This window comes from Pseudomonas sp. MDV22-iso1, from assembly GCF_058145095.1.
Genome location: NZ_JBYVMF010000025.1, coordinates 25999 through 50544 on the forward strand (window position 1 = coordinate 25999; position 24546 = coordinate 50544).

Sequence of the window (24546 nt, forward strand, 5' to 3'; positions counted from 1 at the left end):
TCGGCAGCTCCTACACGAGACGGTGGGGTGTCAGCCACTTTATCGCAGGCGAAAAAAAAGGCCTTGCAAAGCAAGACCTTTCTTAATTTTGGTGCCCCGAGGGAGACTCGAACTCCCACTTCTTGCGAAAACGGATTTTGAATCCGCCGCGTCTACCAATTCCGCCATCAGGGCTCAATGGCGGCGAAGTATAGAGATGAGATTACCGTTGGTCAATCATGTACATAGAGAATTTTCACTATTTCGGCTAGACTTCCGGCCCCTGCTAGACGAACCCCATCATGCGCGTTGCTGACTTTACTTTCGAACTCCCTGATTCGCTGATTGCTCGCCACCCTTTGGCCGAGCGTCGCAACAGTCGCCTGTTGACCCTTGATGGGGTCAGCGGCGCCCTGGCACACCGTCAATTCACTGATTTGCTCGAGCATTTGCGCCCGGGCGATTTGATGGTGTTCAACAATACCCGGGTGATTCCGGCACGGCTGTTTGGCCAGAAAGCGTCCGGCGGCAAGCTGGAAATTCTGGTGGAGCGGGTGCTCGACAGTCATCGCGTGCTGGCCCATGTGCGCTCCAGCAAGTCGCCAAAGCCGGGGTCGAAGATCCTGATTGATGGCGGTGGCGAAGCCGAGATGCTGGCACGTCACGATGCGTTGTTCGAGCTGGGCTTCACTGAGGAGGTGTTGCCGCTGCTCGATCGCGTCGGGCACATGCCGCTGCCTCCTTATATAGACCGCCCGGATGAAGGCTCGGACCGCGAGCGTTATCAGACGGTTTACGCCGAGCGCCTGGGCGCGGTGGCGGCGCCGACGGCGGGGCTGCATTTCGATCAGCCGCTGATGGAGGCGATTGCCGCCAAGGGCGTCGAGACGGCGTTCGTGACCTTGCACGTGGGTGCGGGCACGTTCCAGCCGGTGCGCGTCGAGAAGCTTGAAGATCACCACATGCACACTGAATGGCTGGAAGTCGGCCAGGATGTGGTGGATGCGGTGGCTGCGTGCCGTGCTCGCGGTGGTCGCGTGGTGGCGGTGGGGACCACCAGCGTGCGTTCCCTGGAGAGTGCCGCGCGCGATGGCGTGCTCAAACCGTTCAGTGGCGACACCGATATTTTTATTTACCCTGGCCGACCGTTTCATGTGGTCGATGCCTTGGTCACCAACTTCCATTTGCCTGAATCCACGCTGTTGATGCTGGTTTCGGCATTCGCCGGTTATCCCGAAGCCATGGCTGCCTATAAAGCAGCGGTGGAGCATGGTTACCGCTTTTTCAGCTACGGTGATGCGATGTTTATCACCCGTAATCCTGCGCCGACTGCCCCTAAAGAATCGGGCCCTGAGGAAACTGTATGAGTCGTATGTCGTTTGAATTGCTGGCCACCGACGGCAAGGCGCGTCGCGGTCGTTTGACCTTCCCGCGCGGTACCGTCGAGACCCCGGCTTTCATGCCGGTGGGCACGTACGGCACCGTCAAGGGCATGCTGCCGCGGGATATCACCGCCACGGGCGCGGAAATCATTCTGGGCAACACGTTCCACTTGTGGCTGCGTCCTGGCACTGAAGTGATCAAGAAGCACGGCGACCTGCATGATTTCATGCAGTGGAAAGGCCCGATCCTGACCGACTCCGGTGGTTTCCAGGTGTTCAGCCTGGGCGCGATGCGCAAGATCAAGGAGGAGGGCGTGACCTTCGCCTCTCCGGTGGATGGCGCCAAGGTGTTCATGGGCCCGGAAGAGTCGATGCAGGTTCAGCGCGACCTGGGTTCGGACATCGTGATGATTTTCGACGAGTGCACGCCTTACCCGGCTGACGAAGACGTGGCTCGCGTTTCCATGGAGCTGTCGTTGCGCTGGGCTCAGCGCTCGAAAAATGCGCACGGCGACAATACGGCGGCGCTGTTCGGTATCGTTCAGGGCGGCATGCACCAGGACCTGCGCATGCGTTCCCTGGAAGGCTTGGACAAGATCGGCTTCGACGGCCTGGCCATCGGCGGTCTGTCGGTGGGCGAGCCCAAGCATGAAATGATCAAGGTGCTGGATTACCTGCCGGGCCTGATGCCGGCTGACAAACCTCGTTACCTTATGGGCGTTGGCAAACCTGAAGATCTCGTGGAGGGTGTGCGCCGCGGTGTGGACATGTTCGATTGCGTGATGCCAACCCGTAATGCCCGCAATGGGCATCTGTTCATTGATACAGGCGTGCTGAAGATCCGGAATGCGTTCCATCGCCATGATGATTCGCCACTGGATCCGACCTGCGATTGCTATACCTGCCAGAACTTCTCCCGCGCTTATCTGCATCACCTGGACAAGTGCGGCGAAATGCTGGGGAGCATGCTCAATACCATCCATAACTTGCGTCATTATCAAGTGCTTATGGCTGGTTTGCGCGAGGCTATTCAACAGGGTACATTGGCCGCCTTTGTCGATGCCTTCTACGCCAAACGCGGGCTTCCTGTTCCGCCTTTGGACTGAGTTTTCTGACCCCAAGATTCAACATTTGCAACTGGAGTGCTAAATGAGCTTTTTTATCTCTAATGCCATGGCTGACGCTGCTGCACCGGCAGCTGCCGGCCCTATGGGCGGCGGCTTTGAGTGGATTTTCCTGGTCGGCTTCCTGGTCATCTTCTACCTGATGATCTGGCGTCCACAGGCCAAGCGCGCCAAAGAGCAGAAGAACCTGCTGAGCAGCCTGCAGAAAGGCGACGAAGTTGTGACCACCGGTGGTATCGCCGGCAAGATCACTAAAGTGGCTGACGATTTCGTGGTTCTGGAAGTTTCCGACACCGTCGAAATGAAGTTCCAGAAAGGCGCCATTGCCGCCACGCTGCCAAAAGGCACGCTGAAAGCGATCTAAGTTTCAACTTCTACTCAATCGACGGGGCGCGCAAGGCGCCCCGCGTCATAAGCGGGCGGCGTGATGCTGAACAAATACCCTCTGTGGAAATACATTCTGATCCTGGCGGTGCTGGCGGTCGGTCTGATTTATTCCGCTCCCAATCTATATCCTGATGACCCGGCCATTCAGGTCAGCGGTGCAAGCACTGCGCTGCAGGTCAATCAGGCTGATCTGGACCGTGTGAGCGTTGCGCTCAAGGAATCCGGGATCAACGTCAAGGCTGCCACGCTGGCTGCCAATGGCAAGGGTGGTCTGATTCGTCTGACCAAGGCTGAAGACCAGCTGCCTGCCAAAGACGTCGTGCGCAAGGCGTTGGGTGATGACTATGTCGTTGCACTGAACCTGGCACAAACCACTCCACAATGGCTGCGCAGCCTGGGCGCGCACCCGATGAAGCTGGGTCTGGACTTGTCCGGTGGTGTGCACTTCCTGCTCGAAGTGGACATGGACAAAGCCCTCGACGCACGCCTGAAAGTCTACGAAGGCGACGTCAAGAGCCTCCTGCGTAAAGAGAAGCTGCGCTATCGCAGCCTGCCGCAACTCAACGGCGCCATTCAGCTGGGTTTCAGTGATGAAGCTTCCCGCGAACAGGCCCGTGCGCTGATCCGCAAGAACTTCAACGATTTCGACATTGTTCCGGCCGACCTCAATGGTCAGGCGGTACTGCGTCTGGCGATGACCCCGGCCAAGCTGGCGGAAATCCGCGAATACTCCATCAAGCAGAACTTGACCACGGTACGTAACCGCGTCAACGAGCTGGGTGTTGCCGAACCGATCGTTCAGCGTCAGGGCGCCAACCGCATCGTGGTTGAGCTGCCAGGCGTGCAGGACACCGCAGAAGCCAAACGTATCCTCGGCAAGACGGCCAACCTTGAGTTCCGTCTGGCTGCAGAGCCGGGTGCTTCGAAAGCGACCTCCGAAAGCTTCGAGTTCCGTGAAGGCAATCGTCCGCCGGCACAGATCGAGCGTGGCCTGATCATCACCGGTGACCAGGTGACGGACGCCAAGGCTGGCTTCGGCGAGCAGGGCACACCAGAAGTGAACATCCGTCTGGATGGTCATGGTGGCGAACTGATGAGCCGCGCGACGCGCAGCAACGTCGGTCGCAGCATGGCGGTGATCTTCATCGAGCAGCGCCCAGTCACCACTTACGTCAAGCAAGTGGTTAACGGCGTCGAGAAAGACGTACCGGTCCAGACGTTTAAAGAAGAGAAGAAGATCATCAGCCTGGCGACCATTCAGTCGCCACTGGGTGCTCAATTCCGCATCACTGGCCTGAACGGTCAGGGCGAGTCGTCCGAACTGGCGCTGCTGTTGCGTGCCGGTGGTCTGGCTGCACCGATGTACTTCGCTGAAGAGCGCACCATTGGCCCGAGCCTGGGTGCCGACAACATCACCAAAGGTATCGATGCATCGCTGTGGGGCATGCTGTTTGTCTCGCTGTTCATCATCGCCATCTACCGCTTCTTCGGCATCATCGCCACCGTCGCACTGTCGGTGAACATGGTGCTGCTGCTGGCCTTGATGTCGCTGCTGGGTGCAACGCTGACCCTGCCGGGTATCGCCGGTATCGTGTTGACCATGGGTATGGCGGTCGACGCCAACGTACTGATCTTCTCGCGGATACGTGAAGAGATCGCGGCGGGCATGACGGTACAGCGGGCAATCAACGAAGGCTTCGGCCGGGCGTTTACTGCGATTCTCGACGCCAACCTGACCACATTGCTGGTCGGCGGGATTCTCTTTGCAATGGGCACCGGCCCGGTCAAAGGTTTCGCAGTGACCATGTCCCTCGGGATCTTTACCTCGATGTTCACGGCCATCATGGTGACCCGCGCGATGGTCAACCTGATCTTCGGCGGTCGTGACTTCAAGAAGTTGTGGATTTAAGGGGCTGCCATGTTACGTACAATCAACTTCATGGGCGTTCGCAACTTCGCGTTCGGCGTCACATTGTTTCTTACCGTACTGGCGTTGTTCAGTGTTGCCACCAAGGGCATGAACTGGGGTCTGGACTTCACCGGCGGTACGCTCATCGAGCTGACCTACGAGCGTCCGGCCGATGTCACCAAGGTGCGTGAACAGCTGGTCACCTCGGGCTATCACGAGGCAATCGTGCAGAGCTTTGGTGCGACCACTGATCTGCTGGTGCGTATGCCAGGTGAGGACCCTCAGCTGGGTCACCAGGTGGCAGAAGCGCTGCTGAAGGTCGGCGGTGACAACCCGGCGACGGTCAAGCGCGTTGAGTTCGTCGGTCCACAGGTCGGTGAAGAGCTGCGCGACCAGGGCGGCCTCGGCATGCTGATGGCGCTGGGTGGCATCCTGATCTACCTGGCTTTCCGCTTTCAGTGGAAGTTCGCGGTCGGCGCTATCGTTTCGCTGATCCACGACGTGATCGTGACCATCGGTATCCTGTCGTTCTTCCAGATCACCTTCGACCTGACGGTGCTGGCGGCGGTACTGGCGATCATCGGTTACTCGCTCAACGACACCATTGTGGTATTCGACCGGGTTCGAGAGAACTTCCGTGTACTGCGCAAGGCCAGCCTGATCGAGAACATCAACATCTCGACCACGCAAACCTTGCTGCGAACCATGGCGACGTCGATCTCCACCTTGCTGGCGATCGCTGCACTGCTGTTCTTCGGTGGTGACAACCTGTTCGGCTTCTCCATTGCCCTGTTTATCGGTGTACTGGCGGGTACCTACTCGTCGATCTACATCGCGAACGTGGTGCTGATCTGGCTGAACCTGAGCAGCGAGGATCTGATTCCTCCTGCGGCAACCGAGAAGGAAGTCGACGACCGTCCATAACGGTAATCGCTTCCAGTGGTCTGCCAAAAAAGGCGCGAGTTGAACTCGCGCCTTTTTTTATGCTCCAAGGCTGGGAGAAGCGCGGGCATTGTCCCGCATGTGATGGTCAGGAGGTTCATGTGAACAAGTCGTTGCTGGTTGGTGCGGTATTGGGTGCTGTCGGTGTAACTGCCGGGGGTGCTGTTGCCACCTACAGCCTGGTTAAAAGCGGCCCTGAGTATGCGCAAGTGCTAGCCGTTGAACCGGTCAAGACACAAATCAAGACGCCACGTGAAGTGTGCAAGGATGTCGCTGTAACCCGGCAAGCGCCGGTGAAAGATCAACATCAGATCGCCGGTACCGTAGTCGGTGCATTGGCTGGTGGTCTGCTAGGTAACCAGATCGGCGGCGGCACGGGCAAGAAGATTGCTACGGTTGCAGGCGCGGTCGGCGGTGGTTACGCCGGTAACAAGGTTCAGGAGGGTATGCAGAATCGCGATACCTACACCACGACCCAGACTCGCTGTAATACAGTGAATGACATCAGCGACAAAGTGGTCGGCTATGACGTTCGTTATTCGCTGGATGGCAAGGAAGGCAAAGTGCGGATGGACCGTGATCCGGGCAACCAGATTCCTGTCGACAAGGAAGGTAAGCTGGTTTTGTCGCAGAATGAGCCTGGTCAGTAAATAGCTGATATTCAGATTCAAAAAGAAGCACCCTGCGGGGTGCTTTTTTTGTGCTCACGACTTATAGATCACCCTGTAGGAGCGAGCTTGCTCGCGAAAAACCTGAGGGCGTCGCGATCATTCAGAAAGTCCGTGCAATCGTTGACGACCATCGCGAGCGAGCTCGCTCCTACAGTGGGTTGTGGTGTTTTTCAGGTCGAATTCCAGGCATAAAAAAGCACCCCGTAGGGTGCTTTTCGGTCGCTGGAACTTAGCGTTTCAGCGAGGCTGGCAGGTGCGGCTGGATCGCCGTCAGTACTGCCTTGAAGCATTTGGTGTTGCCGGCAACGATGTGGCCTTTTTCAAGGAAGTCGTGACCGCCGGTGAAGTCGCTCACCAAGCCGCCTGCTTCCTGAATCAGCAGGGCGCCTGCAGCCATGTCCCACTCGGACAGGCCCGACTCCCAGAATGCGTCGAAACGACCGGCCGCTACGTAAGCCAGGTCCAGGCTCGCCGAGCCGGCGCGGCGGATGCCGGCGGTCTGGCCAACGAGGGCGCGGAACATGCCCAGGTAGTTGTCGAGGTTGTCCATCTGGTCGTCACGGAACGGGAAGCCGGTACCCAGCAGGGCGCCGTCGAGGCTGGTGCGACCGCTAACGCGCAGACGACGACCGTTCAACTGGGCGCCACGGCCACGGCTGGCGGTGAATTCTTCCTGGCGAACCGGGTCCAGAACAACGGCGTGTTCCAGGCGACCACGATATTTGCAGGCGATGCTGACTGCAAAGTGAGGGATGCCGCGCAGGAAGTTGGTGGTGCCGTCCAGCGGATCGATGATCCACAGGTATTCTTCGCCTTCGATACCGCTACCGGCGTGCATACCGGTTTCTTCACCCCTGATCGAGTGATTCGGGTAGGCCTTGCGCAGTGCGTCGATGATTTTCTGTTCGGCGGCGCGATCCACCTCGGATACGTAATCCTTGGCGTCTTTTTCGTCGACCTTGATGGTATCCAGGCGCTCGATGGAGCGGAAGATCAATTCACTGGCGCTGCGGGCGGCGCGCAGCGCGATATTCAGCATGGGCTGCATGGATGTGTCACCTAAGGTTGTTAAAGAAAGCCGGGCATTCTATCAGAAACTTTCTTCAGGTGAAGGACGACGTTCGCTTTCGTAGCTTAACGGTAGGTCTCGCTGTAAGATTCGGCTCCCCTTTATTGTGTTCGAGAGCGCCTCCCTTGCTGCAAAACATTCGTGTCGTCCTGGTCAATACCAGCCATCCCGGGAATATCGGCGGGGCTGCGCGTGCCATGAAGAACATGGGCCTGACGCGGCTGGTGCTGGTCGAACCGCGGTTATTCCCGCACCACGAGGCTGATGCCCGGGCCTCTGGCGCCGGTGACATCCTTGAAAACGCGCAAGTCGTCGCCACCCTGGAAGATGCCTTGGTCGGCTGCAATCTGGTACTGGGTACCAGTGCTCGCGACCGGCGTATCCCCTGGCCGTTGCTCGATCCCCGTGAATGCGGTGTGAAAGTGGTCGAGGAAGCCGGGCAGGGCGCTGAAATTGCCTTGGTGTTCGGTCGTGAAGATTCCGGCCTGACCAATGAAGAGCTGCAGCGATGTCATTATCACGTGCACATCCCATCAGACCCTGAGTTCAGTTCGCTGAACCTCGGGGCAGCGGTGCAGGTGTTGAGCTATGAAGTGCGCATGTCCTGGCTCGCGGCCCAAGGCCAGCCGAGCAAGGTCGAGAAGGAAGAAGTGGCCTCCGTCAAAAGCGCTGAGCTGGCGACCATGGATGAGCTGGAGCGATTCTATGAGCACCTGGAGCAGACCCTGGTGGCCATCGAATTCCTTGATCCGGAAAAACCGCGGCACTTGATGGCGCGCCTGCGCCGGTTGTACGGACGAAGCTCGGTCAGCCGGGCGGAGATGAATATATTGCGTGGCATCCTCACGGAAACCCAGAAAGCGGCCCGTGGTGAGCTTCTAAAGCGGAAGGATTAATGATGTTCGAGCGTTTGCGTGAAGATATCCAGAGTGTTTTCCATCGTGATCCGGCGGCGCGTAACGCATTTGAAGTCCTGACCTGCTATCCCGGCATGCACGCCATCTGGATCCACCGCCTGTCATCGGCGCTGTGGGGGATGGGCTGGAAGTGGTTGGCGCGCCTGGTATCGAACTTCGGTCGCTGGTTGACCGGGATCGAGATCCATCCGGGGGCGAAGGTCGGGCGTCGCTTCTTTATTGACCATGGCATGGGCATTGTCATCGGTGAAACGGCCGAGATCGGCAACGATGTCACGCTTTATCAAGGCGTAACCCTGGGGGGCACCAGCTGGAACAAGGGCAAGCGGCACCCGACACTGGAAGATGGTGTTGTGGTCGGGGCAGGCGCCAAGGTGCTCGGGCCTTTCACTGTCGGTGCGGGTGCCAAGGTGGGCTCGAACGCGGTGGTGACCAAGGCTGTGCCGCCCGGAGCGACGGTTGTCGGCATTCCGGGGCGGATCATCGTCAAGTCCGATGAAGAGCAGGATGCCAAGCGCAAGGCCATGGCCGAGAAGATCGGTTTTGATGCCTATGGCGTTGGCGAAGACATGCCGGATCCGGTGGCGCGGGCCATCAATCAGTTGCTTGATCACTTGCAGGCGGTTGATGGCCGTCTGGAGGGGATGTGCGGGGCGTTGAAGGATCTGGGCAGTAATTACTGTGCCAAGGATCTGCCTGAGCTGCGTGAAGAAGACTTTGCGTGTGTGAAGGACAAGGATCAGCAGGCAGGCTGACACCTGTGTAGGAGCTGCCGCAGGCTGCGATCTTTTGATCTTGAATAGCAAAATCAAAAGATCGCAGCCTGCGGCAGCTCCTACACAGGTCGTATTCAGGAAGCTGCGGTGCGCCAGCCGGTGTGCCATTAGGCTGCAGACCCTGCTATGATGCGCGCGCTCTTTTGCGGGTAATCCTGACTAAAGTACTAGGTCTTATAGTTGACTTAAATACTCGGGAATTGCATACTCGCCCCATTCCGAACTCCGTGGTAATTGTCCATGAGACTGACTACAAAAGGCCGATACGCCGTGACCGCCATGCTCGACCTGGCGTTGCACGCGCAGCACGGGCCGGTGTCCCTGGCCGATATCTCCGAGCGCCAAGGCATCTCCCTGTCCTACCTTGAACAGCTTTTCGCCAAGTTGCGTCGCAGCAATCTGGTCTCCAGCGTTCGTGGTCCTGGCGGGGGCTACCAACTGTCCCGCGACATGCAGGGCATCCAGGTCGCCCAGGTGATCGATGCAGTAAACGAATCGGTCGATGCCACCAAATGCCAGGGCCAGGGTGATTGCCATCAAGGCGACACCTGTCTGACCCACCACTTGTGGTGCGATCTGAGCTTGCAGATTCACGAATTTCTGAGCGGTATCAGCTTGGCTGATCTTGTCACTCGCCGTGAGGTACAAGAAGTAGCCCAGCGTCAGGACCAGCGCCGTTGCAACAGCAAGGCGCCACGCCTGGACAAGATTGAAGCGTCCGCCGTCGAATGACAGCCAAAGAGCTAGCGGCACGCCAGCCAGCCTGATTTAGGAGATAGTCCATGAAATTGCCGATTTACCTTGATTACTCTGCAACTACCCCGGTTGATCCGCGTGTTGCGCAAAAAATGAGTGAATGCCTGCTGGTCGACGGAAACTTCGGTAACCCGGCGTCCCGTTCCCACGTGTTTGGCTGGAAAGCTGAAGAGTCCGTCGAAAACGCTCGTCGTCAGGTCGCTGACCTGGTCAACGCCGATCCGCGTGAAATCGTCTGGACCTCCGGTGCCACCGAATCCGACAACCTGGCAATCAAGGGTGCGGCGCATTTCTACGCCACCAAAGGCAAGCACCTGATCACCACCAAGATTGAGCACAAGGCTGTCCTCGACACCATGCGCCAACTGGAGCGTGAAGGTTTCGAAGTCACCTACATTGAGCCTCGCGATGATGGCCTGGTGACGCCTGAGATGGTTGAAGCGGCCCTGCGTGACGACACCATCCTGGTTTCGATCATGCACGTGAACAACGAAATCGGCACCGTCAACGACATCGCCGCTATCGGCGAGCTGACTCGCTCGAAAGGCATCCTGTTTCACGTCGACGCTGCTCAGTCCACCGGCAAGGTCGATATCGACCTGTCGAAGCTGAAAGTCGACATGATGTCGTTCTCTGCCCACAAAACTTATGGCCCTAAGGGCATCGGCGCGCTGTACGTGAGCCGCAAGCCGCGTGTTCGCATCGAAGCGACCATGCACGGTGGCGGTCATGAGCGCGGCATGCGTTCCGGCACGCTGGCGACCCACCAGATCGTTGGCATGGGTGAAGCCTTCCGTGTAGCCAAAGAAGACATGGCTGCGGAAAACATTCGTATCAAGGCCTTGAGTGACCGCTTCTTCAAACAGGTCGAAGGCCTGGAAGAGCTGTACATCAACGGCAGCATGACCGCCCGCGTACCGCACAACCTGAACCTGAGCTTCAACTACGTTGAAGGCGAGTCGCTGATCATGGCGCTCAAGGATCTGGCGGTTTCGTCCGGTTCGGCCTGCACCTCGGCTTCCCTTGAGCCTTCGTACGTACTGCGCGCCCTGGGCCGCAACGACGAACTGGCGCACAGCTCGATTCGCTTCACCTTCGGCCGTTTCACCACCGAAGAAGAAATCGATTACGCCGCGCAGAAAGTCTGCGAGGCCGTCACCAAGCTGCGCACTTTGTCGCCGCTGTGGGACATGTACAAAGACGGTGTCGACATTTCGAAAATCGAGTGGGCGGCACACTGATTTCAAGTCGCCGCAAACCAGCCCTGCGCATCTTTGGATGGCAGGGTTCAAGAGCGACTCTCTGATGAGTGAGGATTAAGAATCATGGCTTACAGCGAAAAGGTCATCGACCACTACGAGAACCCGCGCAACGTCGGCAAGATGGACGCGGAAGACCCAGACGTCGGCACCGGCATGGTCGGCGCACCGGCATGCGGTGACGTGATGCGTCTGCAGATCAAGGTCAACGAGCAAGGCATCATCGAAGACGCCAAGTTCAAGACCTACGGCTGCGGTTCCGCAATCGCTTCCAGCTCCCTGGCGACCGAGTGGATGAAAGGCAAGACTCTGGATGAAGCAGAGACCATCAAGAACACTCAGCTGGCTGAAGAACTGGCCCTGCCGCCAGTAAAAATTCACTGCTCCGTACTCGCCGAAGACGCTATCAAAGCGGCTGTTCGCGACTACAAGCAGAAGAAAGGCTTGATCTAAGCATTGGGCGACGAGTAAGGAGTCAACGATGGCTATCAGCATGACAGAAGCGGCTGCTCGGCACGTGCGACGCTCCCTTGACGGGCGCGGCAAAGGTGAGGGGATTCGTCTGGGTGTTCGCACCACGGGCTGTTCCGGCCTTGCCTACGTGCTGGAGTTTGTCGACGAGGTGGTTGCAGAGGATCAGGTGTTCGAAAGTCACGGCGAGAAAGTGATCATCGACCCTAAGAGCCTGTCCTACCTGGACGGCACCGAACTCGATTTCGTCAAGGAAGGGTTGAACGAAGGCTTCAAGTTCAACAATCCCAACGTACGCGGTGAATGTGGCTGCGGCGAAAGCTTCAACATCTGAGGCTGCTCGTGGGTACTCCTTGTCATTTCGCTTTATTTGAACTGCAGCCGAGTTTCCGTCTGGATCTCGAGCAGTTGGCTACGCGCTACCGAGAGTTGGCGCGCGGCGTTCATCCGGACCGCTTCGCAGACGCTTCCGAGCGCGAGCAGCGGCTGGCGCTAGAGCAATCCGCGAGCCTCAACGAGGCCTACCAGACGCTCAAAAGTCCCCCAAAGCGCGCGCGATACCTGCTCGCCATGGGTGGTCGCGAGTTGCCGCTGGAGGTCACGGTGCATGATCCGGATTTTCTTCTGCAGCAAATGGAGCTGCGTGAAGAGCTCGAAGACCTGCAAGACAGTGCCGACGTGGCAGGTGTTGCAGTGTTCAAGCGTCGCCTGAAGTCCGCCCAGGATGAGCTGAACGACAGCTTCGCAGCCTGTTGGGATGATGCAGCGCAACGTGAGCAGGCCGAACGCCTGATGCGGCGCATGCAGTTCCTCGACAAGCTCACCTACGAAGTGCGCCAGTTAGAAGAGCGCCTCGACGATTAACCCAGTGCCGCTCCGGTCGCACGCCTGATATACAGATAAGTCCTGATAACGATGGCCCTACTGCAGATCGCCGAACCCGGCCAAAGTCCTCAACCGCACCAGCGTCGTCTGGCTGTGGGGATCGACTTGGGCACTACCAATTCGCTGGTCGCTGCGTTGCGCAGTGGTCTTTCCGAGCCTCTGGCTGACGCTGACGGGCAGGTCATTCTGCCGTCTGCCGTGCGCTACCACGCCGATCGCATCGAGGTCGGCGAGTCAGCCAAGCTGGCTGCCGCCTCTGATCCCTTGAACACTGTGCTGTCGGTCAAGCGCCTGATGGGGCGTGGTCTGTCCGACGTCAAGCAGCTGGGCGATCAACTGCCGTACCGCTTTGTCGGCGGCGAATCGCACATGCCGTTCATCGACACCATTCAGGGCCCGAAAAGCCCGGTCGAGGTCTCTGCCGACATTCTCAAGGTGCTGCGTCAGCGCGCTGAAGAGGCGTTGGGTGGGGAGCTGGTTGGCGCGGTGATCACTGTTCCGGCCTATTTCGATGATGCCCAGCGTCAAGCCACCAAGGATGCGGCCAAACTGGCCGGTCTGAACGTGCTGCGCTTGCTCAACGAGCCTACGGCGGCGGCGGTGGCTTACGGTCTGGATCAGCATGCTGAAGGCCTGGTCGCGATTTACGACCTGGGCGGCGGTACCTTCGATATTTCGATTTTGCGCCTGACAGGCGGCGTGTTTGAGGTTCTGGCAACCGGTGGCGACAGTGCTCTCGGTGGCGATGACTTCGATCACGCAATTGCTGGCTGGATCATCGAGAGTGCCGGCTTGTCGGCCGATCTGGATCCGGGCGCGCAACGCAACCTGCTGCAAACCGCTTGTGCGGCAAAAGAAGCGCTGACCAATGCGGCGTCTGTTGAAGTCGCTTACGGCGAGTGGAAAGCCGAGCTGACCCGTGAGGCGTTCAATGCGCTGATCGAGCCAATGGTTGCCCGCAGCCTGAAAGCCTGTCGTCGTGCGGTACGTGATTCGGGTGTCGAACTCGAGGAAGTGCACGCCGTGGTCATGGTGGGTGGATCGACTCGCGTTCCTCGTGTTCGTGAAGCGGTAGCCGAAGCCTTTGGTCGCGAGCCGCTGACTGAAATCGATCCGGATCAAGTGGTGGCCATCGGTGCCGCGATCCAGGCCGATACGCTGGCGGGCAACAAGCGCGATGGCGGCGAACTGCTGTTGCTTGATGTGATTCCATTGTCCTTGGGGCTGGAGACCATGGGTGGCCTGATGGAGAAGGTGATTCCGCGGAACACCACCATCCCCGTCGCCCGCGCCCAGGACTTCACGACGTACAAAGATGGCCAGTCGGCCATGGCAATCCACGTATTGCAGGGCGAGCGCGAGCTCATCAGCGATTGCCGCTCCCTCGCACGCTTCGAATTGCGCGGTATTCCGGCGATGGTGGCTGGTGCGGCGAAGATTCGCGTGACCTTCCAGGTCGATGCCGACGGTCTGCTCAGCGTTTCCGCTCGTGAGCTGGGTTCGGGCGTAGAAGCCAGCATCCAGGTCAAGCCGTCCTATGGCCTGACTGATGGCGAAATCGCGAAGATGCTCAAGGATTCATTCCAGCACGCCAACGACGACAAGGTCGCCCGTGTCCTGCGTGAGCAGCAAGTCGATGCCCAGCGCCTGATCGAGGCGGTGCAGGCTGCGCTTGATGTCGATGGCGAGCGTCTGCTGGATGCCGAAGAGCGCATGGTCATCGAGCTGCAGATGCAGGAGCTGACTGAATTGATGAAAGGGTCTGATGGTTATGCCATCGAGCAACAGACCAAGCGTCTGTCGCAAGTGACCGATGCTTTTGCTGCCCGCCGTATGGATTTGACGGTGAAAGCCGCTCTGTCGGGGCGCAACCTGAATGAAATCGAGGATATCTGATGCCGCAGGTCATTTTTCTGCCACACGAGAAGTTTTGCCCGGATGGCATGGTTGTGGAGGCTGAGCCGGGGACTTCCATTCTCGAGTTGGCCCACGAACACCATATCGAGATGGAAAGCGCGTGTGGCGGCGTCTGCGCTTGCACCACCTGTCACTGCATCATTCGTGAAGGCTTTGACTCGCTGGCAGAAGCGGACGAACTGGAAGAAGATTTTCTTGATCGGGCCTGGGGTCTGGAAGCGCAATCGCGTCTAGGCTGTCAGGCGATCGTCGGGACTGAAGACCTGACCGTTGAAATTCCGAAATACTCGCTCAACCATGCTGCCGAAGCGCCGCACTGATTCAAGGAAGCTGACATGAGTCTGAAATGGGTTGATGTGCAGGAAATCGCTATCCAGCTTGCAGAAAGCAAGCCGGATGTTGATCCAAGATCGCTTAACTTCGTCGATCTGCGCAAATGGGTGATGGAATTGCCCGAGTTCGATGATGCGCCGGATCGCAGCGGCGAAAAAGTTCTGGAGGCCATTCAGGCCTACTGGATCGAAGAGCTCGACTGAGCCCACGCTGCAGGTTAGGCAATACCAAAGAACCCGCGTATAATTCGCGGGTTTAATTTTTCACAAATTACCGTTTCTGGAGTTACACCATGGCTGTTCAACGTACTTTCTCCATCATCAAGCCTGACGCTGTTGCAAAAAACGTTATCGGCGAGATCACCACTCGTTTTGAAAAAGCTGGCCTGCGCGTTGTAGCTTCGAAACTGAAGCAACTGTCCAAAGCAGAAGCTGAAGGCTTCTACGCTGAGCACAGCGCTCGTGGTTTCTTCGGCGACCTGGTTGCTTTCATGATCTCCGGTCCGGTTGTCGTTCAGGTTCTGGAAGGCGAAAACGCTATCGCTCTGAACCGTGAGCTGATGGGCGCTACCAACCCTAAAGAAGCTGCTGCCGGCACCATCCGCGCTGACTTCGCTGACTCCATCGATGCCAACGCTGTACACGGTTCGGACTCCGAAGCCGCTGCTGCTCGCGAAATCTCGTACTTCTTCGCAGCTACTGAAGTAACCACTCGCTAAGCATTGGCTTAAGAGTGAAGGTGAATCCATGACTACATCGACTGTTAAAACCAACCTGCTGGGTCTGACTCAGCTGGAAATGGAAAAATTCTTCGACTCAATCGGGGAGAAGCGTTTCCGTGCCGGTCAGGTAATGAAATGGATTCACCACCTTGGCGTCGATGATTTCGACGCCATGACGAACGTCAGCAAGGCCCTGCGCGACAAGCTCAAGGTCATTGCCGAAGTTCGTGGTCCCGAAGTCGTCAGCGAGGACATTTCCACCGACGGCACCCGTAAGTGGGTGGTGCGCGTGGCGTCCGGCAGCTGCGTCGAGACCGTCTACATTCCCCAGGGCAAACGCGGCACTCTGTGCGTTTCGTCCCAGGCAGGCTGTGCCCTGGATTGCAGTTTCTGCTCCACCGGCAAGCAAGGATTCAACAGCAACCTCACCGCCGCCGAAGTAATTGGGCAGGTGTGGATTGCCAATAAATCGTTTGGCAGCATCCCGGCGACCGCCGACCGTGCCATCACCAACGTGGTGATGATGGGCATGGGCGAGCCGCTGCTGAACTTCGACAACGTCGTGGCCGCCATGCATCTGATGATGGATGACCTCGGCTACGGGATTTCCAAGCGCCGCGTGACCCTGTCCACTTCGGGCGTGGTGCCGATGATCGATGAGCTGTCCAAGCACATCGACGTCTCCCTGGCGTTGTCCCTGCACGCACCCAATGACGCATTGCGTAATCAATTGGTGCCGATCAACAAGAAGTATCCGCTTAAGATGCTCCTCGAGTCGTGCCAGCGCTACATGTCGTCCCTGGGCGAAAAGCGCGTGCTGACCATCGAGTACACCTTGCTCAAGGACATCAATGACAAGGTCGAGCATGCGGTCGAGATGATCGAGTTGCTTAAGAACATCCCGTGCAAGATCAACCTGATTCCGTTTAACCCGTTCCCGCATTCCGGTTACGAGCGTCCGAGCAACAATGCGATTCGCCGTTTCCAGGATCAGCTTCATCATGCAGGCTTCAATGTCACTGTACGCACCACCCGTGGTGAAGACATCGACGCGGCCTGTGGACAATTGGTAGGGCAGGTGCTGGATCGCACCCGTCGCAGCGAACGTTATATCGCCGTGCGCGAGTTGAGCGCCGAAAACGATATCGCAACAAACGCCGCGAAATAATTAAGAGAGGATCTCTATGTCCCTGCGCTTTGCGCTGCTTGTGCTGTTGGCCAGCCTGTGTGCTGGTTGTGTCCTGTCGGGCGATTTCAATCCGATGAAGACCAGCAAGGGCCGTGATGAAGCGCGTGCTGCTTACGTGCAGCTGGGGCTGGGGTACTTGCAGCAAGGTATGACCGAGCGTGCCAAGGTCCCGCTGAAGAAGGCGCTGGACCTGGACAGCTCGGACCCTGACGCCAACGCGGCGCTGGGGCTGGTGTTCCAGGCCGAGATGGAGCCGGAGTTGGCCGACGAGCACTTTCGCAAGGCGCTGTCTTCCCGCCCCAAGGATGCTCGAATCCTGAACAATTACGGCAGTTTTCTTTTCGAAGAGAAACGCTACAAAGAGGCTTACGAACGTTTCGAACAAGCCGCTGCCGACACCCTGTATCCCGAACGCTCACGGGTGTTTGAAAACCTGGGAATGACCGCTTCGAAGCTGGGTGAACGTGATCTGGCTCAGCAGCAACTGGAAAAAGCCCTGAGATTGAATCGTCAGCAGCCACGCGCATTGCTGGAAATGGCTGAGTTGTCGTTCGAAGACAGGCATTATGTGCCCTCGCGTGACTACTACGACCGTTTTAGCCTGCTCGCCGAACAAAATGCACGTAGTCTATTGCTCGGCGTTCGGCTGGCAAAAGTGTTTGAAGATCGCGACAAGGCTGCCAGTTATGGCCTGCAACTAAAACGACTCTATCCCGGTACGCCGGAATATCAGCAATACCTGTCGGAGCAATGATGAAAGCGGCGCATCCCGAAGTTGTAGCAGCGAATCGCGTTAATCCCGGTGAGACTTTGCGCCAGGCCCGCGAAAGCAAAGGCTGGTCGCTGGCCGAAGTGGCCCTCAAGCTCAACCTCACCGTCAGCTCCCTGAGCAATCTTGAAGCCGGTGCTTTCGATAAGCTGCCTGGGCATACGTTCGCTCGCGGCTACATCCGTGCATACGCCAAATTGCTGGGCATGGATCAAACCGTCCTAGTTCAGCAGTTCGACCAATCCACCGGTACCGACTCCCAGGGCAGTAATGTCCACAGCCTGGGACGCATCGAAGAGCCGGTTCGGGTTTCCCACACTATCTTGCGAATTGTCAGCCTGCTGTTGCTGGTTGCCGTAATCGGTGGTGGTTTTGTCTGGTGGCAGGATCAAACTTCACAGCGCGCCAAGGACCTGACCACGTTGAGCCCGGAGCACGTTGAAGTCGAAGGCGCCGACGGCACCACCCAGATTCATCCGCTGGATGAGCCTGAAGATCAGGCCATCGTGGAAAATCAGACCGAAGCCGGGGCCCCTTTGGTGTTGCCGCAGACCAGTACATCGGCTGAGCCTGAAGTGGCTGCGTCGGCGACAACACCGACTGCACCTGCTCAAAATTCCGCGCCTGTTCCTGCGACGCCTGCCACTCCAGCGACCGCGGCCCCGGCCGTTCCCGCTGTGCCTGCTCCAGTCGCGACTGCGCCCGTTGCGCCGACTGTTCCTGCCCCGGCAGCAGCGGCGCCGACCGCCGGACAAGGCCAGGTTTCGCTGCAGTTCACTGCAGACTGCTGGACACAAGTGACCGATGGCACCGGCAAGGTGCTGTTAAGCGGTCTCAAGCGTAAAGGCGAAAACGTTTCCGTTACCGGCAAACCACCCTTTGCCGTGCGTCTGGGCTTTGCCCGTGGCGCACAGGTCAGCTACAACGGGCAGGTGGTTGATGTCGCTCCGTTCACCAGTGGCGAGACTGCTCGCCTGAAGTTGGGTCAATAAGTCATGCACGGCGAATCTCCAATCAAACGTCGCGAATCTCGCAAGATCTGGGTCGGTAACGTGCCTGTTGGCGGCGATGCGCCTATCGCTGTGCAGAGCATGACCAACAGCGATACCAATGACGTGGCCGCCACCGTGGCCCAGATCAATCGCCTGGAAGCCGCTGGCGTCGATATCGTACGGATTTCCGTGCCGGATATGGACGCCGCCGAAGCCTTTGGCAAGATCAAGAAACTGGTCAAGGTTCCGCTGGTTGCCGACATCCACTTCGACTACAAGATCGCATTGCGAGTGGCCGAGCTGGGCGTTGATTGTCTGCGGATCAATCCGGGTAATATCGGTCGCGAAGACCGCGTGCGCGCAGTCGTCGATGCCGCCCGTGATCGCGGGATTCCGATTCGAATCGGCGTGAATGCCGGCTCCCTGGAAAAAGACCTGCAAAAGAAATATGGCGAGCCGACACCCGCTGCACTCGTCGAATCCGCCTTGCGCCACGTAGAGCACCTTGAGCGCCTTAATTTCCAGGACTTCAAGGTCAGCGTGAAAGCCTCCGACGTGTTCATGGCCGTCGCGGCCTACCGTTTGCTGGCCAAGGAAATCGTCCAGCCACTGCACCTGGGCATCACCGAAGCCGGTGGTTTGCGTTCAGGCACGGTGAAATCCGCCGTGGGCCTCGGTATGCTGCTCGCCGAAGGGATTGGCGATACTATCCGCATCTCGCTGGCGGCCGACCCGGTCGAGGAAGTGAAGGTCGGCTACGACATTCTCAAGTCCTTGCACCTGCGTTCCCGTGGCATCAACTTCATCGCCTGCCCGAGCTGCTCGCGGCAGAACTTCGATGTGGTCAAAACCATGAACGAGCTGGAAGGGCGCCTCGAAGATCTGCTGGTGCCGCTGGATGTTGCAGTGATCGGTTGCGTGGTAAACGGACCGGGCGAAGCCAAGGAAGCCCATATCGGCTTGACCGGCGGCACGCCAAACCTGATCTACATCGACGGCAAGCCGGCGCAGAAACTGACGAATGACAATCTGGTGGATGAGCTTGAACGCTTGATCCGCCAGAAAGCGGCCGAGAAGGTCGAAGCTGACGCTGCTGTAATCGCTCGCGGCTAAGCCCTAATTAAGAGTCGAACGGCTGAAGAGCCGAACGAATAAGGATTTATAGTGAGCAAGTCTCTGCAAGCCATTCGTGGCATGAACGATATCCTGCCCGAGCAGACTCCCCTGTGGCGTCACTTCGAGGGCACCGTCTCGCGCCTGCTGGATAACTACGGTTACAAGCAGATCCGCATGCCGATCGTCGAGTTCACCGAGCTGTTCAAGCGCTCCATCGGTGAAGTGACCGACATCGTCGAAAAAGAGATGTACACCTTCGACGACCGCAATGGCGACTCCCTGACCCTGCGCCCTGAAGGCACAGCGGCCTGCGTGCGTGCGGTGCTCGAGCACGGCATCACCGGCGGTGGCCAGGTGCAGAAACTCTGGTACATCGGTCCGATGTTCCGCCACGAACGTCCACAGAAAGGCCGTTATCGTCAGTTCCACCAGATTGGTTGCGAAGTCTTCAACCTGGATGGTCCGGACATCGATGCCGAACTGATCGTGCTGACCTGGCGCCTGTGGGGCGAGCTGGGTATCCGTGATGCGGTCAAGCTTGAGCTCAACAGCCTGGGCACCGCCGAGTCTCGTGGTCGTTATCGCGAAGCCCTGGTCGAGTTCCTGTCGGCTCGTCTGGACAAGCTGGACGAAGACAGCCAGCGTCGCCTGAAAACCAACCCTCTGCGGGTTCTGGACACCAAAAACGCTGATACACAAGCGGTTCTGGTCGACGCGCCGAAAATGGCCGATTACCTGGACGAAGAGTCCCGCGTGCACTTCGAGGGCCTCAAGGCTCGCCTGGACACTGCCGGCATTCCTTATGTCATCAACCCGAAGCTGGTTCGCGGGCTGGATTACTACAGCAAGACCGTTTTCGAATGGGTCACCGACAAGTTGGGCGCTCAGGGCACCGTTTGTGCCGGTGGTCGCTACGACGGTCTGGTGGAACAGATGGGCGGCAAGCCAACGCCGGGTGTCGGTTTCGCCATGGGCATCGAGCGCCTGGTGTTGCTGCTGGAAACCCTGGAACAGATCCCGGAAGAGATCTCCCGCCAGGTTGACGTTTACCTCTGTGCCTTCGGGGAAGCCGCCGAGCTTGCCGGGTTGGCCTTGAGTGAACGTGTTCGTGATCAATTACCCAACCTGCGCTTGCAAGTAAATGCCGGCGCCGGCAGCTTCAAAAGCCAGTTCAAGAAGGCCGACAAGAGCGGTGCATTGTATGCGCTGATCCTCGGTGACGACGAAATGGCCCAGCAAGTGGTAGGTTTCAAACCCCTGCGTGGCCAGGGCGAACAACAAAGCATTGCCTGGGATGCGCTTGCTGCACACCTGGCCACCTGCATCGTGCAGGGTTGAAGCTGTCAAACAGCCGATTTAGCGATTAAGGAGTATTGGGGTGTCGAATAGCGAAGACGAACAGCTGGCGGATTTGAAGGACTGGTGGACACGCAACGGCAAGCCCCTGGTCACTGGCGGCCTGTTGGCGCTGGTCATCGTGTTCGGCTGGCAGGCCTTTCAAAAGTATCAGAGCAATCAGTCGCAAGGCGCCTCGATTCTCTATCAGCAATTGCTTGAAACCACGCTGACGCCTGATGGCAAGCCTGATGCGGCACGTGTTTCGGACCTGGCCGGCAAGCTCAACAGCGAGTACGGCGGCAGCGCCTATGCGCAGTACGGCAGTCTGTTTGTGGCGAAAGTAGCAGTCGACAGCGGCAAGCTGGATGACGCAGCCAGCGAGCTGAAAGCCATTGCCGACAAGCCGGCGAACCCGGCGTTGGGCGAAATTGCCCGTCAGCGCCTGGCTCAGGTACTGGCCGCGCAGAACAAGGCCGATGAAGCCCTGAAACTGCTCGAAGGCGATGCTGATACTGCATTCCTGGCCACTCGCGAAGAACTCAAGGGCGACCTGCTGGTGCAGCTGGGTCGTACCGACGAAGCAAACGCGGCGTACCAAAAAGCCAAGGCGGCACTGTCGGACGAAGCGGCGGTCGGTGGCTTACAAATCAAGCTGGACGACCTGGCCAAAGGGGATGCGTGACGTGATTCGTTGGAAACATGCAGCATTGCTGGCTCTGGCCATTTTGGCCGCGGGTTGCAGCAGCAACAGCAAAAAGGAATTGCCACCGGCTGAGTTGACCGACTTCAAAGAAGAAGTGGTTCTGCAAAAGCAGTGGAGTCGTTCGATCGGTGACGGTCAGGGCGAGACGTACAACATGCTGGTTCCGGCGATCGAAGGCGATACCATCTATGCCGCCGACGTCACCGGTGTGGTGATGTCGATGGATCGCAGCAACGGCGACGTCAAATGGGAGAAAGATCTCGACGTGCCTGTGTCCGGCGCCGTTGGCGTGGGTTACGGTCTGGTCATGATCGGTACGCTCAAGGGTGAAATCGTTGCCCTCGACGCCAGCAGCGGTGAAGAGAAATGGCGCGCTCGCGTGTCCAGTGAAGTCCTCGCTCCGCCGGCCAACAACGGCGACGTGGTTGTGGTTCAAACCCAGGATGATCGTCTGATCGGTCTGGATGCCTCCACCGGCAACCAGCGCTGGTTGTATGACAGCACTCCGGCAGTCCTGACGCTGCGCGGCACCAGTGCTCCTATCGTCACCAACCGCTTTGCGGTGGCTGGCCTGTCGACCGGTAAAGTGGTTGCTCTCGATATTTCCAACGGCGTGCCGGTATGGGAACAACGGGTAGCGATTCCGCAAGGCCGTTCGGAGTTGGAGCGTGTCGTCGATATCGACGGCGGCTTGCTGCTGTCCGGCGGTACGCTTTACGTCGCCAGCTACCAGGGTCGCGTCGCGGCACTGGACCTGGAAAGTGGTCGTCAGCTCTGGCAGCGTGATGCTTCCAGCTATGCCGGCGTCGCTCAGGGTTTCGGCAGCGTCTACGTGAGCCTGTCTTCGGGCACCGTTGAAGGCGTCGATGAGCGTTCCACCACCGCTTTGTGGAGCAACGATTCGCTGGCGCGCCGTCAGCTGTCGGCTCCTGAAGTGTTCTCCAGCTATGTTGCAGTCGGTGATATGGAAGGCTACCTGCACCTGCTGAGTCAGGTTGACGGTCGTTTCGTCGGCCGCGAGCGCATCGACAGCGACGGCCTGCGTGCCCGTCCGCTGGTGGTGGGTGACACGATTTATCTGTATGGCAACAGCGGCAAACTGGAAGCCCTGACCATCAAGTAATGTTTGACTATGCTTGGGGTTTAACCCCCAGGCTGCTTCACTTGTAGGAGCGAGCTTGCTCGCGATGGACGTCAACGATTCCGTTTGCTTTCTGAATAAACGCGGTGTTTTGCGTTTTTCGCGAGCAAGCTCGCTCCTACAGTGATTGCCCCGAGCACCAGCCGCTGCCTCGCAGCGGCTTTTGTATTTTCTGAAATAACGAAGTGGAGAGCCGCATGGTTCCCGTAATCGCCCTGGTGGGCCGACCGAACGTCGGCAAGTCCACCTTGTTCAACCGCCTGACCAGGACTCGTGACGCCATCGTTGGCGACTTGTCCGGTCTGACCCGTGATCGCCAATACGGTGAGGCCAAGTGGCAAGGGCGTTCCTACATTCTGGTCGACACCGGTGGTATCTCCGGTGACGAGCATGGTATGGACGAAAAAATGGCCGAGCAGTCCCTGCTGGCCATCGAAGAAGCCGATGTCGTGCTGTTCCTGGTAGATGCCAAGGCTGGTTTCACCGCCGCCGACCAGATGATCGCCGAGCATTTGCGCAAACGTAACAAGCGCTCTTATGTGGTTGCCAACAAAGTCGACAACATCGACCCGGAAATGGCCCGCGCTGAATTCGCCCCGTTGGGTATGGGCCACGCGATTCCGATCGCCGGTGCTCATGGCCGTGGCATCACCCAGATGCTGGAAATCGCACTGAGCGAATTCCCGAAAGACGAAGAAGAGCCGGAAGACGGCGAAGAAGAGATCGTTGCCGAAGGTGAGGAAGCCAAGCGCATTCCTGGCCCAAGCGAAAAAGACGGTATCAAGATCGCGATCATCGGCCGCCCGAACGTAGGCAAGTCGACACTGGTCAACCGCATGCTGGGTGAAGACCGGGTAATCGTCTATGACGAACCCGGCACCACTCGCGACAGTATCTACATCCCGTTCGAGCGTAACGACGAGAAGTACACGCTGATCGACACCGCCGGTGTGCGCAAACGCGGCAAGATCCACGAAGAAGTTGAAAAATTCTCCGTGGTCAAAACCTTGCAAGCGATCAAAGACGCCAACGTGGTGATCTTCGTGATGGACGCCCGCGAAGGTGTGGTCGATCACGATCTCAACCTGCTGGGCTTCGCCATCGAGGCGGGTCGTGCGCTGGTTATCGCGATCAACAAGTGGGACGGCATGACGCCGGGCGAGCGCGATTTCGTCAAGGTTGAGCTGCAACGTCGACTGTTCTTCGTTGATTACGCCGACATCCACTTCATCTCGGCCCTGCACGGCACGGGCGTGGGCAACCTCTACGCTTCCGTACAGAACTCGTTCAAGTCTGCGGTTACCCGCTGGCCAACCAACCGTCTGACCACGATTCTGGAAGATGCGGTTGGCGAACACGCGCCACCGATGGTCAACAATCGCCGGATCAAGCTGCGTTATGCCCACTTGGGTGGCGCGAACCCGCCGATCATCGTGATTCACGGTAACCAGATCGAGAAGGTGCCGAAGTCTTACGTTCGTTACCTGGAAAACACTTACCGTCGTGTTCTGAAGCTGGTCGGTACGCCGATTCGCATCGAATTCAAAGGCGGCGAGAACCCGTACGAAGGCAACAAGAATTCGCTCACCGACCGCCAGGTCAACAAGAAGCGTCGCATGATGTCGCACCACAAAAAGGCCGACAAAAAGCGCCGCGACAAGAAATAGAAGCAGCTTTAAGTTTCAAGCTGCAAACTTCGAGTCAAAGCAAGAAAGGGTCCTGTCAGGGGCCCTTTTTTGTGCCTGAAGGTTTGAGACTAGACCGCTTGCCGCTTACAGCTTGAAACTTGCAGCTCACCTG

General features: G+C 58.2%; 26 protein-coding genes and 1 tRNA gene. 25 read left to right on the top strand and 2 right to left on the bottom strand.

All coding sequences use genetic code 11. The features are described 5' to 3' along the window. Positions 1-89 precede the first annotated feature (89 nt). Positions 90-174, bottom strand: a tRNA-Leu gene (locus AC3ZVB_RS23580). Positions 175-281: 107 nt separating this feature from the next. Here AC3ZVB_RS23580 and queA point away from each other — a divergent pair. The 6 genes from queA (at position 282) to AC3ZVB_RS23610 (ending at position 6373) form a co-directional block, all read left to right on the top strand. Then, the gene (gene queA, locus AC3ZVB_RS23585) at positions 282-1346 is read left to right on the top strand and encodes a tRNA preQ1(34) S-adenosylmethionine ribosyltransferase-isomerase QueA (protein ID WP_194691279.1); all 1065 of its coding nucleotides are present in this window, start codon (positions 282-284) and stop codon (positions 1344-1346) included. Positions 1347-1351: 5 nt separating this feature from the next. Continuing rightward, positions 1352-2467 (top strand): tRNA guanosine(34) transglycosylase Tgt, encoded by a 1116-nt coding sequence (tgt, locus tag AC3ZVB_RS23590; protein ID WP_161807656.1) that lies wholly within the window; start codon positions 1352-1354, stop codon positions 2465-2467. A gap of 43 nt (positions 2468-2510) precedes the next feature. Then, on the top strand, positions 2511-2849 hold the full coding sequence (gene yajC, locus AC3ZVB_RS23595; protein WP_007916913.1) for a preprotein translocase subunit YajC: 339 nt from the start codon (positions 2511-2513) through the stop codon (positions 2847-2849). Positions 2850-2912: 63 nt separating this feature from the next. Further along, positions 2913-4781: a protein translocase subunit SecD gene (gene secD, locus AC3ZVB_RS23600; protein WP_490147860.1), complete on the top strand. Its 1869-nt coding sequence runs from the start codon at positions 2913-2915 to the stop codon at positions 4779-4781. Between the two features lie 9 nt (positions 4782-4790). Beyond that, a complete protein-coding gene (secF, locus tag AC3ZVB_RS23605; protein WP_162438242.1) occupies positions 4791-5705 on the top strand; it encodes a protein translocase subunit SecF in 915 nt (304 codons plus the stop codon). A gap of 119 nt (positions 5706-5824) precedes the next feature. After that, positions 5825-6373 carry a glycine zipper 2TM domain-containing protein gene (locus tag AC3ZVB_RS23610; protein WP_162438243.1) on the top strand — a complete coding sequence of 183 codons (549 nt, stop codon included), beginning with the start codon at positions 5825-5827 and terminating at the stop codon, positions 6371-6373. A gap of 250 nt (positions 6374-6623) precedes the next feature. Here the strand turns inward: AC3ZVB_RS23610 and suhB are convergent, their stop codons facing one another. Next, complete coding sequence (gene suhB / locus AC3ZVB_RS23615; RefSeq protein ID WP_162438244.1) at positions 6624-7442, bottom strand: type III secretion system regulator SuhB; 819 nt, start codon at positions 7440-7442, stop codon at positions 6624-6626. 146 nt (positions 7443-7588) lie between these two features. Between suhB and trmJ the strand changes: the two genes are divergently transcribed. From trmJ to der, 19 genes are all read left to right on the top strand, one after another. Beyond that, positions 7589-8359, top strand: coding sequence for a tRNA (cytosine(32)/uridine(32)-2'-O)-methyltransferase TrmJ (gene trmJ, locus AC3ZVB_RS23620; RefSeq protein WP_162438245.1), 771 nt, complete (start codon positions 7589-7591; stop codon positions 8357-8359). Positions 8360-8361: 2 nt separating this feature from the next. Continuing rightward, the gene (gene cysE / locus AC3ZVB_RS23625) at positions 8362-9135 is read left to right on the top strand and encodes a serine O-acetyltransferase (protein WP_490147861.1); all 774 of its coding nucleotides are present in this window, start codon (positions 8362-8364) and stop codon (positions 9133-9135) included. 261 nt (positions 9136-9396) lie between these two features. Further along, positions 9397-9888 carry a Fe-S cluster assembly transcriptional regulator IscR gene (gene iscR, locus AC3ZVB_RS23630; RefSeq protein WP_007903581.1) on the top strand — a complete coding sequence of 164 codons (492 nt, stop codon included), beginning with the start codon at positions 9397-9399 and terminating at the stop codon, positions 9886-9888. Between the two features lie 50 nt (positions 9889-9938). After that, positions 9939-11153 (top strand): IscS subfamily cysteine desulfurase, encoded by a 1215-nt coding sequence (locus tag AC3ZVB_RS23635; protein ID WP_162438247.1) that lies wholly within the window; start codon positions 9939-9941, stop codon positions 11151-11153. Positions 11154-11237: 84 nt separating this feature from the next. Then, complete coding sequence (gene iscU / locus AC3ZVB_RS23640) at positions 11238-11624, top strand: Fe-S cluster assembly scaffold IscU (RefSeq protein WP_003443374.1); 387 nt, start codon at positions 11238-11240, stop codon at positions 11622-11624. Positions 11625-11652: 28 nt separating this feature from the next. Then, complete coding sequence (iscA, locus tag AC3ZVB_RS23645; protein WP_028620147.1) at positions 11653-11976, top strand: iron-sulfur cluster assembly protein IscA; 324 nt, start codon at positions 11653-11655, stop codon at positions 11974-11976. 8 nt (positions 11977-11984) lie between these two features. Then, positions 11985-12506: a co-chaperone HscB gene (gene hscB, locus AC3ZVB_RS23650; protein WP_162438290.1), complete on the top strand. Its 522-nt coding sequence runs from the start codon at positions 11985-11987 to the stop codon at positions 12504-12506. Positions 12507-12557: 51 nt separating this feature from the next. Continuing rightward, positions 12558-14423, top strand: a complete 1866-nt coding sequence (gene hscA, locus AC3ZVB_RS23655) for a Fe-S protein assembly chaperone HscA (RefSeq protein WP_162438248.1) — start codon at positions 12558-12560, stop codon at positions 14421-14423. Further along, complete coding sequence (fdx, locus tag AC3ZVB_RS23660; RefSeq protein ID WP_194691275.1) at positions 14423-14764, top strand: ISC system 2Fe-2S type ferredoxin; 342 nt, start codon at positions 14423-14425, stop codon at positions 14762-14764. The genes hscA and fdx overlap by 1 nt, the downstream gene beginning before the upstream one ends. A 15-nt stretch (positions 14765-14779) precedes the next feature. Then, entirely contained in the window at positions 14780-14980 is a 201-nt protein-coding gene (iscX, locus tag AC3ZVB_RS23665) for a Fe-S cluster assembly protein IscX (protein ID WP_194691274.1), read from the top strand. Between the two features lie 89 nt (positions 14981-15069). After that, positions 15070-15495: a nucleoside-diphosphate kinase gene (gene ndk, locus AC3ZVB_RS23670; protein WP_007916882.1), complete on the top strand. Its 426-nt coding sequence runs from the start codon at positions 15070-15072 to the stop codon at positions 15493-15495. Positions 15496-15523: 28 nt separating this feature from the next. Then, a complete protein-coding gene (gene rlmN / locus AC3ZVB_RS23675) occupies positions 15524-16666 on the top strand; it encodes a dual-specificity RNA methyltransferase RlmN (protein WP_162438250.1) in 1143 nt (380 codons plus the stop codon). A gap of 16 nt (positions 16667-16682) precedes the next feature. Then, positions 16683-17441, top strand: coding sequence for a type IV pilus biogenesis/stability protein PilW (pilW, locus tag AC3ZVB_RS23680; RefSeq protein WP_162438251.1), 759 nt, complete (start codon positions 16683-16685; stop codon positions 17439-17441). Beyond that, entirely contained in the window at positions 17441-18448 is a 1008-nt protein-coding gene (locus AC3ZVB_RS23685; RefSeq protein WP_490147862.1) for a RodZ domain-containing protein, read from the top strand. The genes pilW and AC3ZVB_RS23685 overlap by 1 nt, the downstream gene beginning before the upstream one ends. A gap of 3 nt (positions 18449-18451) precedes the next feature. Beyond that, complete coding sequence (gene ispG, locus AC3ZVB_RS23690) at positions 18452-19561, top strand: flavodoxin-dependent (E)-4-hydroxy-3-methylbut-2-enyl-diphosphate synthase (protein WP_162438253.1); 1110 nt, start codon at positions 18452-18454, stop codon at positions 19559-19561. 51 nt (positions 19562-19612) lie between these two features. Further along, complete coding sequence (gene hisS, locus AC3ZVB_RS23695) at positions 19613-20902, top strand: histidine--tRNA ligase (RefSeq protein WP_162438254.1); 1290 nt, start codon at positions 19613-19615, stop codon at positions 20900-20902. Positions 20903-20942: 40 nt separating this feature from the next. Then, positions 20943-21584: a tetratricopeptide repeat protein gene (locus AC3ZVB_RS23700; protein ID WP_490147863.1), complete on the top strand. Its 642-nt coding sequence runs from the start codon at positions 20943-20945 to the stop codon at positions 21582-21584. Then, the gene (bamB, locus tag AC3ZVB_RS23705) at positions 21577-22728 is read left to right on the top strand and encodes an outer membrane protein assembly factor BamB (protein ID WP_162438256.1); all 1152 of its coding nucleotides are present in this window, start codon (positions 21577-21579) and stop codon (positions 22726-22728) included. The genes AC3ZVB_RS23700 and bamB overlap by 8 nt, the downstream gene beginning before the upstream one ends. A 215-nt stretch (positions 22729-22943) precedes the next feature. Next, positions 22944-24413 carry a ribosome biogenesis GTPase Der gene (gene der, locus AC3ZVB_RS23710; protein WP_194691271.1) on the top strand — a complete coding sequence of 490 codons (1470 nt, stop codon included), beginning with the start codon at positions 22944-22946 and terminating at the stop codon, positions 24411-24413. Positions 24414-24546 lie beyond the last annotated feature (133 nt).